Below are 15,314 nucleotides of genomic sequence, written 5' to 3'. Positions count from 1 at the left end.
GAATGCTTTTAGCCATAGAGGTGATCTTTTGGGTAAGTATTTTTGTAATATTGTATTCTTATTTTTTCTATCCCTTTATCCTTGCTATACTTGCACGCTTCTTCTCCACTCCCGTTAAATGCAGTGATAATTATCTGCCAAGTATCGGAGTGTTGGTTCCTGCATATAATGAAGAAAGTGTAATAGAAAAAAAGATTATAAATATTCTAAGCATTGATTACCCAGCGGATAAGCTATCGGTATGGGTTGGCTCAGATTGCTCCACTGACCGAACTGAAGAGATTGTCTCTGCTTATGATGACCAAAGAGTACATCTGTGGCGCGCACCTGAAAGGGGCGGCAAGACTGGAGTTCTTAACGGACTTGCACCTGTAATTGATGCAGAAATTGTACTTTTTACCGATGCCAATACAATGCACCGGCCCGACAGCTTAAGGGCAATAGTGAGGAATTTTGCAGATCCAAAGGTGGGCGGTGTTGCCGGGCATATTGAACATGCACTGGCCGAAGAAAAAGAGAATGCTGAAACACTCTACAGGTCCTTTGAATCAAAACAGAAGTATATGGAAGGGAAACTGCACAGTACAATCTCTGCGTTTGGTGGTTTTTATGCTCTTAGAAAAGAGCTCTTCAGTGCTATCCCAAAAAATGCCTATTCCAATGACGATGTATTGATTCCAATGAACACAGTGCGCAAAGGGTACAGGGTTATTTATGAACCTGAAGCAATCTCAGAAGAGGATTTCACCGAAAAAATATCCAGTGAGTTTTCCCGAAGAGTTCGAATTGGAGCTGGTAATTTTCAGGCATTCTTTTGGCTTAGGGATTTTCTTAATCCTTTTCTTGGTTGGCCCTGGTTTTGTTTCTTTTCACATAAAGTAACAAGATGGTTTTCTCCTCACTTCTTCATTCTTGCTGCTTTTTCTTCCACCTTACTTTTTTTCGCTACTGATATGACTCTATACAGGGTTATATACTCTACCGCTGCTGTATTTATGCTCTCCGGAATTGCCTACAGGATTTTCCCTCTTAGAATCTGTCGTCATATATTTTATTTTCTTACCATGAACTGTGCACTCTTTTTGGGCTTTATTCGTTTTATCTCAGGCATACAGTCTGCTGCCTGGAGTAGAACTGAAAGAGGTTAAAACAAGGTTGATTGTGTGTATGTTTTTCCAGCTGGTTTAATTGCCGAAAAAATGGTATATTGTTGTAAGAAAACTATTTTGAATCGTTTTACGGGAGAATTGTAAATGCAACAGGTTGATTATATGGCCATTGCAGATGAAGCAATGTCACAGATAAGAAAGGGTGCTTTTCTTACGGTTCAGGCGGGTGATGATTTAAACGTCATGACCATCGGTTGGGCATCTTTGGGACATATCTGGGGACGTCCAATAATGACTATTCTGGTTAGAAAATCTCGTCACACATTTAAAATTATCGAAAAAACAGATGAGTTTACCGTTTCTGTGCCTTCGGTTGATATGTCAGAACAACTTGCTTTTTGCGGGTCTGAATCAGGAAGAGATCATGATAAGTTTAAAAAATGCTCCATGGAAATTTTCCCCGGTAAAAAAGTCCGTACACCTGTTATAAATGTTCCGGGTACTCACTTTGAATGTAAAATAGTGTATAAATCTCCAATGGATCCCGGTAATTTGGTAGAATCGTATAAACATCTTTATCCTCAAAAAGACTATCATACGATTTACTACGGTGAAATTGTAAATAGTTTTGCTATGATTGATGAGGTATAAGATTTTATTACAAAAGTAATCTTTTCTGCGACAGATTAGATCATGAAAAAAACAACTGTGGCAATAGACTGCCGCCCTCTGGAGAACGAATATGCTGGCCACGGTATAGGTACTGTGGTCAGAAATATTCTCAGCTCTCTTCAAAAAACGCAATTTGCAACTAACATTGAGTTGTTTGCTACCACCAATAACAAAAATATCCCTCATTTTTCCTGCAAACGCTTATGGCGACCCTCATGGCGTGAATGGGTTTGGGAACAGCTTTTTTTGCCGTTTGATATTGCACTATCCCGCTGTTCTGTATACCATTCCACTGTGAGTCTTGGACCCATACGCTCTGTTGCTTTGCCATTTCTGAGTACAGCTAAAACAATTGCAACTGTTTATGATCTAAACTCGTTTAAATGTGAAGCACTCAAGCATACTTCAAAAACACGCTCATTTAAAATCCAAACTCTTGCATTAAAGAAAGCGGCTGCGATTGTTACTTTTTCACAGTATGTGAAAAAACACATAACAGAGAGTTTTAGCATCGTCCCGGAAATGATAGTTGTGCTTCCGGTGGCAGTAGATAAAAGAATTGCTGAGGTTTATGAAAAAGCACACTATGAATGCCATTGTGATGGACACTATATTTTCTCGATGGGTGAAACAGCAAATAAGAATATCGAAACTGTGATAACGGTGTTTGAAACACTTGTATCCAATGGATACAGGGGGAATCTTAGGATAGCGGGGCTGTTGTCTTTACAACCAGATAGTGTAAAAGATAGATATAAAAAGAGCTTTTGCAAAGAGAAGATACATTTTTTGGGAAGAATTTCAGTGAATCAACTTGTTGGGGAGTATGCTCATTGTGACTTCTTTATCTATCCCTCGATATGTGAGGGGTTTGGACTGCCTGTAATAGAGGCTATGTACTGTGCTGCTCCTGTGCTGTGTTCTTCGGTAACAAGTTTGCCTGAAGCTGGTGGTGAAGCTGCTTTGTATTGTGATCCTTTTGATGTCGATACATTTGTTACAAATGCTTCACTTGTTACTGCTGATAAGAAGTTTCGCAACAGATTAATAGATGAGGGAAGAAGACATGCATCAGCAAATTCATGGGATGATACTGCAGAAAAATTAATTACCCTCTATAAAAAACTGCTTTAAAATACTGCTTTTCCTTTAATTACCTCGTGTACTCAAAATAGGGTCACCATTTTTGACCGTATATGGCCCATAATTGGTAAAATACCCCTTTATTGTACTCAAAGCAGGTACGCTTTTTCTCCAAAAGAGTTGCTTATCCAAAAGAAATAGTTTAAGTTATAGGTATGAAACGCATAGAACTATACGATGATTACCGACTGTATCTCAAAGATTACTTTGAGGACAGAAAAAAACGTTTTTCGCACTTCTCTCACCGTTACTTTTGTCGTAAAGCGGGAATTAGCTCACCATCTCTGTATCAGGAGGTGACAGAAGGTAAGCGTAATCTTACTGATAAAACGATACCAGCCTTTATAAAAGGACTGGGACTTACAGATAGGGATGGGGCTTTTTTTGCCGCTTTGGTTGGTTACAATCAGAGTAAAACAGAGCAGCAAAGAGAGCTTTATTTTTCCAAATTAATGGTTTTGCGAAAAAAAGTAAAATCAAAAGTAGTACCCCTGGACCATCATGAATACTATCTGAAATGGTATAATCCGGTTATTCGCGAGCTTGCCTGTACTATAGACTGGAAGGGTGATTATGCACTGCTTGCTAAAGCGGTAGACCCGCCAGTAACTGAATCAGAGGTAAGGGAGAGTATCAAGCTTCTGTTACGCCTTGGTTTTATAAAAAAAGATAATTCTGGAAAGTATACTCAATGTGAAAAAGCTATTACAACCGGGCCAAATCTGACCAAATCTGTTCGAAATCTTAATCGTCAGTTTTCTGAACTTGCAATAAGAGCATTGGATAAATATGATCCTGACGTTCGCCATATTTCAAGCATGACCATTGGTGTCTCAAATGCTTCACTTAAACAGATCATGCAGGAGATAGAAGAGTTTAAAGACAGGGTTCGATCTATTGTTAATGAGGACAATGAAAGCAGTTCTGTTTATGATATTAATATTCAATTATTTCCGCTCACTATTAAAACCCCAAAGGATAGTGAATGTTAAAGCTGAACTTATTAGTTGCGCTGGTGTTGGTTTTGTGTGGTTGTGGCGTTGATCACAGTGGTGGCTCCAGTGACCAGGGAAATGCACGTATTGCAGGAGTAATACAGGATAACTTCCAAAAACCTGCAGAAGATGTGATCATCACACTTTTGCCTAATGACTACAATCATATTACAGACAGTACTTCAAATTTGGAGAGAGTAGCTGTTTCAAACTGGAGCGGGGAGTTCTATTTTGACAGTCTTAAGGCGGGTGTGTACACGTTAGTTGGGAAAGATGCCTTTGACAAGAGTTTCATACAACGCAATATTGTGGTACAAAAGGATGGTTTCTATACTTTTGACTTTGATTTGAAACTTCCGGCTACAATAAGTCTTCATCCTGACACACTTGATAACCCTGGTCTGGACGCAGTATATATCCCGGGGACAAGAATCTGGGGATGCGTTACTCCAAATGTTGAACTTAACCTCAATAGGTTACCTGCCGGTATTATTAGTTTAAGAGGTTACAATTTTGATGAAGGCAAAGAGGTTGCGTTAAACGGAGATAAATTTAACAATATAGAACTTATTGCTGCCAGAAAACTATATCTCCAACATTTATCTCCCACACCAGCATTCATCGATAGCGATGGTATAGGGCACACATTGTACAAAGGTAAAACAGGTGTAGTGCACACAATTTCAACTGTGTATCCACCCAGAAACTTTAATCATGAATATCAGTACAGGGTATCCTGGGGTGATGGGACAATATCTGAATGGTTTTCAAGTCCCCTGAGTAGTTATACCTGGACTGAACCGGGGGTTTACATGGTTCAGACACAGGAGAGAAGAGCCAATACCTATCTGGCGTGGTCGCAACCAATAATGATCGAAATTAGTAATGGAGAGTAGTTGTTTTATCTTTTACAGGTAATTGCTGGTTTTAATTAAAAAAAAGGGAGGCATTTATGCTGCGTAAAAAAATGTGTAGGATATGGACAGCTGCACTGGTATGTATGAACATAGCTGCAGCCAATGCAGTAGTCTTAACGGTGTCAAAATCAGGGGATGGTATGTTTTCTTCAATACAGGAGGCTGTCGATGCGGCACGTCCAGGTAGTGAAATCATAATTCTGGATAACGGTGTATACGAAGAGCAGGTTACGATCGACAGTACAAAACGCGGACTTGTTCTCAGGTCTTCACAGCCGACAAGCGCTAACAGAAGACCCGTGATACAATTTATGGATGATATTAATGTAAATCCTAAAAATTATCAGGAAACACAAGATCCGGAAACTATCAATTATGATCGTAATGGTGCTCTTAGATTAATTAATGTGAGAAATGTGGTAATCGATGGTTTGATAATTGATGGCGGGGGAGCTAATCCCTTTGGATATTCGGGGGTTTGGGAGGGTAGACACCCACTGTTTCATGGTAATGCAGCTTTATGTATCTATCATTCAGGAGAAGTTGTAATCAGAAACAGTGAAATGAGAAACGCCTATTTCGGTATTGCTCTAAGAGATGTGAATCAGGGAGGAGTATATGGAAACTCCAATCCTGCTGATTTCCCCTATGCAGATGTTGTTCCACTTTCAGGTTTTGGAAAAACAGGAGATCATTTAATTGAACACAACCGAATTCATGGTAATTCCTGGGGTATCTATATGGAGTCTGTATGGGATCTTGGCTCAACCATCAGGTTTAATCTCATCTACAACAACTACCATCAGACAAGTAGTGTCGTTAGTTTGGTAAACGGTTTGCCTGACGGAGAGCATCAAGCGGGAGGGGCTATACTTACTATGGACCACATGCTTTCACCGCTTGCGATCTACAATAACACATTTCATAACAATTACCTGCTATTTGCAGGATATTGGCGGTCCGGTGCTCATCATCTTGTATTCAATAATATCTACAGCAAACCAGCGCACTACTGGTCCGATGGTTACCACGGAGAGTTCACTAATCCGTTCCATGCCATGGATCCTTCATATGTTAATCGAATGAAACACTCTGTTTATTCAACTCAAATGGCTCCACCTCAAATAGAAACCAGGATGGTAAGCATTCCTGATGGTTGTATGGTAGATACTCTTACAAGAGTCGAAGGAGTAAGTCGGGTTAGAATAATGAATGGAATTGATGATGTTGTGCGTGGAAGTGAAGTAGCCATTGAATGTACAGATGGTTCTGAGGTGTTGGTGACTGTTCCTGACTTTATACAGCCCGGGGCTCTTATAGAAGGCCGTGTGGCCCGGGACGCATTCCCGTCTTCTGCGCAGAATCGCTGGATTGAGATGCAGGATCATTTTAAATCCCTTGATCCTTCAGATCCCCACTTTCTTGAACCGGATTGGAATGATCCTGTTGTTAGTGAATTTATTAAAAACGGTGGGTGCCCTGAAGCCGGAGTCGTGAAAGCCAATGGGACTATAGCAGACATAGGGGCTCTTCAGTATTCTTCAATGCAAAATACGCACCTGCATGTAAGACCCATTGCTCCTGTAGCATACGATGATGGTATAGCCCATATAACTTTCGATTTGTCTTCATCCGGAGGAGAATTTTCTAATCCTGAAATCAGGTACGTAAGATGGCTGAGAGATGTGCCTTTTGATGGTGATGCTTTTGCAAATAATGCACCGGTCATAAGTGAAAACGATATAATTGAAATAGATGTTCCTTCAACTCAGCTTAGGAGAGGACATAACACACTCACCTTTGAAGCTCCGGAACCGGGGGAGTATGCGTTTTTTGAGCTTGTGGTTGAGACAGATGTACTGGAAGGTAAAGCTGTTTCCAATGTAGCATTTTTTCCTTACAGAGAACTACATCATCAAATAGAAATTGAACTATTTGATATTTACGGAAACAAAATCGAAGATCAGGCTATTAGGGTAGGTGATCCGGTGATCTTTAATCTTAGGGTAATCTTAGGAGACGAGTTTAGTGAACCAAATTTAAATGTAGATTATCTTACTCTCAATTCAGGGGGCAAAATGTATAAATACAGTGATACTACTGCTCTTACAATCGGTGACTTTACTGGTACCTTTTCTGATACTGTATTTTTTACGGAAGCACCAAATTTGGGTACAGAGTATATTTCAGCTTTTGTAGTATGGTCGGGTAGTGCGGGGGACTATATTATTTTTGGTAATACAGAAATTAACATTGAACCTGCAGAGCCGGTTGGAATCGGATTCCAATTAACTGGGAGGGGAATGTTTGATGATACACCACTACCGGTCAGACCCAACAGTACCAACGAAATAAGAATTAACCTGTTTGACACCTTTTCTAATTACGTTAATCAGGAATTTTCTGTTGAAGTGATGAGTTTAGATGAAAGCATCGCTCAAATAGAGGGTTCTGCGTATAAAAATATGGTAAGTTTAAATAAAAGTATGTCCCAAATTGGAAGTGCTGGTAATATAAGCAGTGAAGAGAATGGATATATATCATTCAATATTAGAATAAATGATGCTACCGATGGTGAGGAATTTTCCATTGTTGCACATGTTGAAGAATTGGATATTACAGATACTGTGACATTTGTAATCAATTCTTCTGTTTCGGTAAGAAGAGAAGTGTCTGCTGCAAGAAGAAACAGCGAGGCACTTATAGAAATTGTTGATCTGCGTGGAAGAGTTATACAGCGTTTTAAAGGCGATCCAAATAATCGTATGTTTGTTCGAAACAAAATCCGTAGAGGGCTTCAGGGTAGAGGGGTTTATATTATGCGTGTGACTGACCTTAAAACAGGTAAGCAGCGCAACAGACAATTGCTGGATTTAAAAAGGTAAACCCTTCCAATGGAGAGAGGTGTCGGGAAAATTTTTCCGGCACTTCGATTTTTTTTCCTGAAATAGCTTTCTCTTTAAGCTAAATGTTAAGTATATTGGAAACCTGTATACTATAAATGGAACTACATAGCCTTCTTTTTTTGTTTCTAGAGAGCTTTTTATGAATCAATGTTTAAAACCCCTTTTAGTTTTGATCATTTTACTGTTACGTTGTGGTGGTATCAGTGACCATGGTAATGCACGTATTGCGGGTATTATTGCCGATGAGAACGGTTATGTGCTCTCAGGAGTTGAGGTCACACTTCTTAAGGATAGTTATAATCCCATTACAGACACCAATGAAACGCCCGTTGTCACTACAACTAATTATAGGGGGTATTATGAGTTTAGTAATTTACCTCAATCTGTTTACAGTATAACGGGTATAAATGAAAAAAATGGACATGCCTTTTTGAAAAAGGGTATATCTCTACTAGAAAGGTTAGAAGTAGTCGATTCTTTGAATATAAGAGCACCTGGAAGAATTAACTTGAACCCAGATGAGTTAGAGCTTCCGGATAGTGCTGCATTATATATACCGGGCTCAATGATTTGGAGAGAAGTTTTACAAAATTCTGTATTTCTATCTATACCGGTACCTCCCGGTTCAGTAACTTTAAAGGGGTTTGATTTGGAGACTGGAAAAGAGACATATATTGGTCCTGAGTTTGATGAGATTGTAGTAGAAAGTGGTTACTCCTTAGTTACTATGCATAAAAGTACAACTCCAAGGTTTGTTGGTGAAGATGGGACCTTTTATAATGAAATGCAAGGCTACGTCGATTCTGTTTACAGTGTGACGGCTGCCTATCCTATACGGGAACCAGCTAATGAATATATGTACAGATTTTCCTGGGGTGATGGAGCGGTGACTAACCGTTTGTACGGGCCTGTACAGTCGTACAGCTGGAGTGAACCAGGAATTTATCAGATTAAAACGCAGGAATCGAGGGAAAATTCTTTGCTTCAATGGTCTGAGCCGATCTTGATTAATATTGTTTTACCACAAGACTGATATGGTCTTCTTTGGCAAGGAAAAGATCATTTTGTTCTCCCCTTTTCGCTCTATTAACGCTTAACTGATCTGTTGTACACTTTCGTTTTGCCCTTAAATCCCCTCACTAAACGCTTAAAAATGTAGCAAAACATGCTTAACCGCTATTAGTACAAACTATTCTTTTACATTATACCTCAAAAAAATTTATAAACAAAAGAGTTCTGCTTTTAGTAAATATTAAATCTTTCATGAGACTGTGCCGTAATTTTTCTTAGAGCAAAAAAAGAATTTTTTTGCAAGGAGTTAAAAATGGAACAAAAAGAATTTATACAGCAGGAAAAAATTACTGGTGAAGATTTTAGCAACCGATTTAAGGAAAAGAGCGAAGAGTTAGCCGAATCTGGAAAAAGTGTATTTGATACTGAGTTGAATAATCTTTCAGAAGCCCTTCACTCTGCTGCTGATAAACTTCATCAAAAAGAAGATTTTATGGCTCAATTTGGTGACAAGGCTGTTGAGAAATTTGATTCACTGGCAGGGTATATTAAAGAGCATAATGCAAGTGAGCTGGTAAAGGATGTTAATGAGGTATCTAAGCGCAGTCCCTATATTGCAATTGGTGGAATGTTTGTGGCAGGTTTGGCACTTTCAAGGTTTTTAAAATCGTAAGGTGTTTGTCATAAATACTTCTGCATTGTGAAAGGAGTATCTTATGAATGGTTTTGATAAGGATCGTTATGTAGCGGTGGAGGAGGAATCGGTAGGTGATCTTTTAAAAGATCTCAGGGATGAAGCTTTCACCATGATAAAACAGCAGATTGAGCTTGCCAAGACTGAAACGTCTGAGAAGGTTTCAAGTCTGGGAAAAAATTCAGCTTATCTGTTGGCAGGTGGTTTGGTAGTCTATGCTGGTATACTTTTCTTGCTTGCGGGGTTGACATTGCTTGGTTATGTAGGGCTTATCGCGGCCGGAGTATCGCCTGCTATTTCCCTTTGGCTTATGCCACTAATAACGGGTGTTATTGTGGGGCTAATAGGGTATGGTTTTGTCAAAAAAGCATTAAAAACTTTTAAGGGTACATCAGTAGTACCTCAAAAGACAGTTCACTCTCTAAAGGAGGATAAGCAATGGATAACCAGGAAAAGAAAATAGGGGGTAATGGTCATGTGGCTATTCATCAATGGGATCCGGTAGACGAGACGGGCAAACATAAGGGTTCTGAGGAGATAGAGCATGACATAGATGAAACTCGTCATTCGATGGATATATTGATGGAAGCGCTGGAGGGACGATTTCGTCCTCAATCTGTTGTGGACAGGGTACTGGATTACTTTGGAAAACCCGAAAACAGGTCGAGAGCAAAAAAAGGGTTATCAAATGTTAAAGATTCATTTGCCGAATCCTTTAGGAGAAATCCTTTACCTGTAATGATGATGGCAACCGGTGCAACGTGGGCACTATGGGAAAATCAGAAAAAAGGTGAGGAGGGAGAACAAAAGGAGTTTGGTAAATATAAAGAAAAAGGGCATAAAAAAGCCGGTGGTGGTGAAAAAATCACTGAAGGAAAAGAGAAGCTGAAATCCGAAACTGGGCAGATTCGTGAAAAAATAACCCAAAAGGAGGGGGAGGCTGAACAAAAAGCTGATGAATTCTCTTCAAAGGTTTCGGAGTCAGTGCAACAGACAGGAGAGAAGACAAGTGATTTTGTACATGAAAACCCTCTGATTTCCGGGGCAATTGCCATGGTTGCAGGGCTGGTGGCTGGTGCAGCCTTACCTCGCTTAGAAAAAGAGAAGGAAGTTGTAGGGGAAAAACCACAGGAGATTAAGCAGAAGATAAAAGACACTGGTGAGCAAAAGATTTTGCAGGCAGAAGATAGATTTAAAGGCGATGTAGAAAAGTACAATGAAGAAAAAAAGGGCGAGCTTCAGAAAGATGTCATCTCTGGAGAACCTGCACAATTGCGAGCAGAAGAGAAGAGAAGCACTACGGCTGGGAAAAATAAACCCGGTCCCTCTTCTACTAACCCCTGAGTTAGTAAAAGGAGGCAAGAGAAGAAGGGGAGAGGTGGGTCTCTCCCTTTTCTAATTAAAATGTATCTGTAGTTCCTTGCTCAGGTTTTTGAAGAAGTTCCACTTTAACCTTTTCAATTCGTTGATTATCCATTTTTACCACGGTAAAATGTAGTCCCGAAAAATCAAATTGTGCATTCTCCTGTGGAACGTCGCCTATTTCGTGATAAACAAGACCTCCGAGGGTGTTGTAATCTACACCTTCCTGTTCCAAAGGAACTCTAAGCTCCTCACTAAGGTCGTCAAGGTCTATATGTGGATCAACCAAAAATGTATTCTGGGATATCTGAATAATCTCTCTCTCTTCCACGTCGTACTCATCCTGAATATCCCCCACAATCTCCTCCAGGATATCCTCCATGGTTACCATCCCTGCGGTTCCACCATACTCATCGACAACAATAGCAAGATGGATATGTTTTACTTTAAATACCCGCATGAGATCATTTACCTTTTTACCCATAGGCACAAAATGGGCTTTTTTGACCATGGAAGCCATAGAAAAATCTTCAATACGGTTTTCAGACAACCAGCTTAGGATGTCTTTGGCATAGATCAGGCCCACAATGTTGTCTATAGTTTCTTTAAATACCGGAATTCTTGAGTGCCCCTCTTCTCTGATAATTTTCAGTACTGAGTGCATATCCGAAGAGATGTCGAGGCCTTTCATATCAATTCTGGGTACCATTATTTCATCAACTGTGGTCTCACTGAGATCAAAAATGCTCCTTATCATCTCCTTTTCCTCTTCATTAAGAGCTTCATCAACCTCACCGGTAGCACTCATTCTTGCCTTTTCCTGATCAGTAAGGAAAAAGAGCTTTTCATCATACTTAAGGAGTTTAAGTAAAAGTTTGTATATAAGAAGGAAAAATGTTACAAAAGGAATAAAAAACCATCCTGTTATCCGATAGATATAGTATGATGGAGCGATATAGCTTCGGAAAGATTTAAATGCCAGTGCTCTTGGTATGTGGTGCGCAAAGAGATTAAGAAAAACGATTGAAAAAAGAAACGAAATTGCCCAGTGTTGAAACATTGTCATTTGGGGTGCGATTAACCCAAAGTAAGACAAAGAAAAGTAAGCAAAAGCAATATTGGCAGTTGTTTTTCCAAACGCTACAATTCCGCTGAATAAATTTTTATTTTCGATTATATCGGTTATTTTTGAAGTATAATAGCGCAGGTATTCATCATCAGCTGTAATGTTTCTGTTTACTGACGAAAAGACGATTTTTACAGTCGAAAAAAAAGCTGAAAATAAGAAACTTAGGATCAATCCTACTATGTAGAACAGTCCGGATGGACCATAATCCAAAAAGAAACCTCCTTGTAATAATACAGAAAAAACACAGTGATTACGTTTTATACGGTTTTAAAATTATGTAAAAATCCCCGGTAACGGTAAAAAAAACAAACTTAAACTCTAAACGTCAAAATACTTCCGTTCTTTGGATTCCATCTCCTGTCGTTGAGCAGAATCCTGGTGATCATAGCCAAGGAGATGGAACATACCATGTACAAAAAGCCTCAGCAACTCCTGTTCGTAACTTAGCCCGTAGCGGCGGGCCTGAAGACTGGTTCTTTGTAAGGAAATGTATATCTCTCCAAGAAAATCTGGTTCATTAAACCTGAAAGACAACACATCTGTTGCCTTATCCTGCTTTCGGTAATCTCGGTTTAGTCTTTTTATTATATAATCTGAGCACAAGATAAGTGAAACAGTTTGTTTGGGCGAAACATTTTCCCCCTCATAGATTAAACAGGCCATCTCCTGCAGGGCCATCTCCTGTGATGGGAGTTGTTTATAATCATGGATAATTTCTAATGAAGGGCAGTCACCCATTTGAATTATTGTTCCTTATAATTGAAATGCCTCACTCAGGGCTTGTCATCTCAGGAGAATACCCCAAAATGAGGAGAAAAGAATTAAAAAACACTGGCTATAATATAGTTTAAGAAAAGGTTTATACGGAACATAGAAATAAGGGCTCAGCGAATTATTTTTTTTTAAAATGCAGCAGAATTGGTAGAAAATGGTACATTATTTTCATACTTATTTGAACTGATTGTAATACAGAGTACTATAATATATATTTATGTAGTTTACCCCAGTTACTTTGAAAACTCAACCTAACCATCTTCAGAGGTTTTAAGGATCATATGCCCATTCGTAGTATGACTGGCTTCGGGCTTGCCGAAGGCGAAACACCATCAGGAACCTATAGGGTCGAAATCAGAGGTGTAAATAATCGCTTTCTTGAGATGCAGATTCGACAACCCAGATTTGCCGCAAATCTTGAACAAAAGATCAAAAAAGAGATTACATCGGTAGTAAGCAGAGGTAGTGTAACCGTTCTTATCTCTTGTGACAGAGAAGATGAGGACACAAAGCTCACCTATGATAAGAGTTCGGTGGAAAATTATGTAAGAATATTTCGCGAAGTTAAAGATGTTTATGAGCTTGCAGGTGAGGTGTCACTAAGCGATTTGCTTCAATTTAGTGATTTTATCAAAACCGAATCTGTTGAACATAATGATGAGGAGCTTTGGAAGCATTTAAGACCGGTACTGTTAAAGTCGATAGCTTCTTTTCAGCAGACCCGGGAAGCTGAAGCTGCATACATGGTTAAAGATCTTAAAAAGATTTTAGATGAAATTGCTCAGATTGTGGAGAAGGTTGAAACAAGGGCTCCGCAGAGAATACCGGAGTATGCCGATGCACTCAATAATCGCATAGATAAAATGCTTTCTACCTCTGTAGAACCACAGCGAATTGCTGCTGAGGTGGCGATTATGGCAGATAGAATAGATATTAGTGAAGAGTGCACCAGGATGCGTGCTCATATAAAAAAGTTTAGCGAAGACTTTGAACTCAATGAACCAGTGGGGAAAAGAATGGGGTTTCTTCTTCAGGAAATGAACAGAGAAGCCAATACAATAGGGTCAAAATCCAATGATACCGAAATCTCTCACTATTCTGTGAGCTTAAAAGAAAATATCGAAAAAATTAGAGAACAAATTCAGAATATTGAATAAAAGCCTTTGGGCAAAACTGCAAAAGCACTGGAGGGTGTATGTCTCGGGACTTGTATGAACTTGAAATTGAAAAACTCGAAAAAAAGGGAATCAGTCGTTATAAAGCGGTGCTTATGGCTTCACAGGAAGCGCGTTTTATCAATGATCAGATTCGCCTTGATATAATCGACACCAAGGAAAAACCTACCACTCTTGCTCTGAAGCGCCTTTTTGAGGGTAGTGTAGTAGAGAATCAGGAAACCGAAATTGAAGGCTGATGGCTACTGCAAAGAGAATACTTCTCGGTATTACAGGGGGAATCGCAGCCTATAAAACACCTCTGCTTATCCGTCTGCTAAAGAAGCGGGGTTGTGAGGTCAAGGTTGTAGTTACAGAAAATGCCAAGCCTCTGGTAGGTACTGAGGCTCTAAGAACAGTTTCTGAAAACCCGGTTTATTGTGATAGTTCTGCCCATTATGACATGAACCATATACGGTTGTCACAATGGGCAGATCGTTTTTTGATTTGCCCTGCTACCGCAAACAGTATTGCCAAAATAGCATGTGGTATTGGTGACAACCTGCTAACTTCATTGTGCCTTTCTGTTGCTGAAGAAAAAATCATAATTGCCCCTGCTATGAATACGGTCATGTGGAGCAGCAAAGCAACCCAGGCTAATATTTTAACCCTCAAAGAGCGGGGGGTTACTGTTTTGCCTGTTGGGGTTGGAGAGCTGGCTTGTAATAAAACTGGTCCTGGAAGAATGATCGAAATAGAGGATGTGGCTCACTATGTGTTGTCTGCGCAAAAGGCATCAGACATATTTGCTAATAAACGGATCCTTATATCATCGGGACCAACAGAGGAGCCTGTTGATCCGGTGAGGGTTATCACCAATCGCTCTTCAGGCAAAATGGGAGCTGCTATAGCAAGAGCTGCTGTTTTGATGGGAGCGGAAGTGGTGGTGGTCACTGGGCCGGCATCGGTTAAGCCTCCCTGCGGGGTTACAGTCAGAGAGGTGAAAACAGCTCTTGAGATGAAAGAGGCTCTGGAAGAGGAATTTACGAGTTGTGATGTTTGCATCATGGCTGCGGCAGTAAGTGATTATCGCCCTTTAAGTTATTCAGATAAAAAGCTACATAGAAAGGAAGATGGCAAGTTTTCCATAGATATGCGTTCTAATCCTGACATAACAGCTGGGCTGGGCAAGCTTAAGGGTAATCGCCTGTTAGTAGGTTTTTCACTTGAAAGCGGGGATAATCTTAAACGGGCAAAAGAGAAGATGAATAAAAAAAATTGTGATATGATGGTATATAACAGAGTTGACAGTTCACTTGGTGCTGAATCTACAAAGATAACCTTATTGTTCTCCGATGGGCGTGAAGAAGATCACGAGTTGATGGATAAAAGTGATGCAGCTGCGACAATCCTTCAGTCTATAGCGGGTTCTGTGACGGGGCTTTAGT

At 39.8% G+C, this 15,314-nt stretch carries 15 protein-coding genes; 13 read left to right on the top strand and 2 right to left on the bottom strand.

Going from position 1 to position 15,314, the window contains the following annotated elements; all coding sequences use genetic code 11:
- The first annotated feature begins 2 nt into the window (after positions 1 to 2).
- From QA601_12905 to QA601_12860, 10 genes are all read left to right on the top strand, one after another.
- Positions 3 to 1,148: a glycosyltransferase family 2 protein gene (locus tag QA601_12905; GenBank protein MDG5815984.1), complete on the top strand. Its 1,146-nt coding sequence runs from the start codon at positions 3 to 5 to the stop codon at positions 1,146 to 1,148.
- A gap of 105 nt (positions 1,149 to 1,253) precedes the next feature.
- A complete protein-coding gene (locus QA601_12900) occupies positions 1,254 to 1,760 on the top strand; it encodes a flavin reductase family protein (protein ID MDG5815983.1) in 507 nt (168 codons plus the stop codon).
- A gap of 42 nt (positions 1,761 to 1,802) precedes the next feature.
- Positions 1,803 to 2,915 (top strand): glycosyltransferase family 1 protein, encoded by a 1,113-nt coding sequence (locus QA601_12895; protein ID MDG5815982.1) that lies wholly within the window; start codon positions 1,803 to 1,805, stop codon positions 2,913 to 2,915.
- A 164-nt stretch (positions 2,916 to 3,079) separates the two neighbouring features.
- Entirely contained in the window at positions 3,080 to 3,916 is an 837-nt protein-coding gene (locus tag QA601_12890) for a TIGR02147 family protein (protein ID MDG5815981.1), read from the top strand.
- Positions 3,910 to 4,815 (top strand): carboxypeptidase-like regulatory domain-containing protein, encoded by a 906-nt coding sequence (locus QA601_12885; protein ID MDG5815980.1) that lies wholly within the window; start codon positions 3,910 to 3,912, stop codon positions 4,813 to 4,815. Before QA601_12890 ends, QA601_12885 begins: the two co-directional genes overlap by 7 nt.
- A gap of 56 nt (positions 4,816 to 4,871) precedes the next feature.
- Positions 4,872 to 7,721 carry a hypothetical protein gene (locus tag QA601_12880; protein MDG5815979.1) on the top strand — a complete coding sequence of 950 codons (2,850 nt, stop codon included), beginning with the start codon at positions 4,872 to 4,874 and terminating at the stop codon, positions 7,719 to 7,721.
- A gap of 160 nt (positions 7,722 to 7,881) precedes the next feature.
- A complete protein-coding gene (locus tag QA601_12875) occupies positions 7,882 to 8,775 on the top strand; it encodes a carboxypeptidase-like regulatory domain-containing protein (GenBank protein ID MDG5815978.1) in 894 nt (297 codons plus the stop codon).
- Positions 8,776 to 9,066: 291 nt separating this feature from the next.
- The gene (locus QA601_12870) at positions 9,067 to 9,426 is read left to right on the top strand and encodes a hypothetical protein (protein ID MDG5815977.1); all 360 of its coding nucleotides are present in this window, start codon (positions 9,067 to 9,069) and stop codon (positions 9,424 to 9,426) included.
- A gap of 43 nt (positions 9,427 to 9,469) precedes the next feature.
- On the top strand, positions 9,470 to 9,910 hold the full coding sequence (locus tag QA601_12865; protein MDG5815976.1) for a phage holin family protein: 441 nt from the start codon (positions 9,470 to 9,472) through the stop codon (positions 9,908 to 9,910).
- Entirely contained in the window at positions 9,886 to 10,791 is a 906-nt protein-coding gene (locus QA601_12860) for a DUF3618 domain-containing protein (GenBank protein MDG5815975.1), read from the top strand. Before QA601_12865 ends, QA601_12860 begins: the two co-directional genes overlap by 25 nt.
- A 55-nt stretch (positions 10,792 to 10,846) precedes the next feature.
- Here QA601_12860 and QA601_12855 read toward each other — a convergent pair whose 3' ends face one another.
- Both QA601_12855 and ybeY read right to left on the bottom strand, forming a co-directional pair.
- Entirely contained in the window at positions 10,847 to 12,148 is a 1,302-nt protein-coding gene (locus QA601_12855; protein MDG5815974.1) for a hemolysin family protein, read from the bottom strand.
- A gap of 108 nt (positions 12,149 to 12,256) precedes the next feature.
- Positions 12,257 to 12,676 (bottom strand): rRNA maturation RNase YbeY, encoded by a 420-nt coding sequence (gene ybeY / locus QA601_12850; protein MDG5815973.1) that lies wholly within the window; start codon positions 12,674 to 12,676, stop codon positions 12,257 to 12,259.
- A 317-nt stretch (positions 12,677 to 12,993) separates the two neighbouring features.
- Between ybeY and QA601_12845 the strand changes: the two genes are divergently transcribed.
- Genes QA601_12845 through coaBC form a run of 3 tightly spaced genes read left to right on the top strand, consistent with a single transcriptional unit; the run spans position 12,994 to position 15,313 of the window.
- Positions 12,994 to 13,869: a YicC family protein gene (locus QA601_12845; protein MDG5815972.1), complete on the top strand. Its 876-nt coding sequence runs from the start codon at positions 12,994 to 12,996 to the stop codon at positions 13,867 to 13,869.
- 38 nt (positions 13,870 to 13,907) lie between these two features.
- Positions 13,908 to 14,126 (top strand): DNA-directed RNA polymerase subunit omega, encoded by a 219-nt coding sequence (locus tag QA601_12840; protein MDG5815971.1) that lies wholly within the window; start codon positions 13,908 to 13,910, stop codon positions 14,124 to 14,126.
- A complete protein-coding gene (gene coaBC / locus QA601_12835) occupies positions 14,126 to 15,313 on the top strand; it encodes a bifunctional phosphopantothenoylcysteine decarboxylase/phosphopantothenate--cysteine ligase CoaBC (GenBank protein MDG5815970.1) in 1,188 nt (395 codons plus the stop codon). The genes QA601_12840 and coaBC overlap by 1 nt, the downstream gene beginning before the upstream one ends.
- Position 15,314 lies beyond the last annotated feature (1 nt).

This window comes from Chitinispirillales bacterium ANBcel5, from assembly GCA_029688955.1.
GTDB classification, from domain to species: Bacteria; Fibrobacterota; Chitinivibrionia; order Chitinivibrionales; family Chitinispirillaceae; genus Cellulosispirillum; species Cellulosispirillum alkaliphilum.
This window is presented reverse-complemented; position numbering and strand designations above follow the sequence as displayed.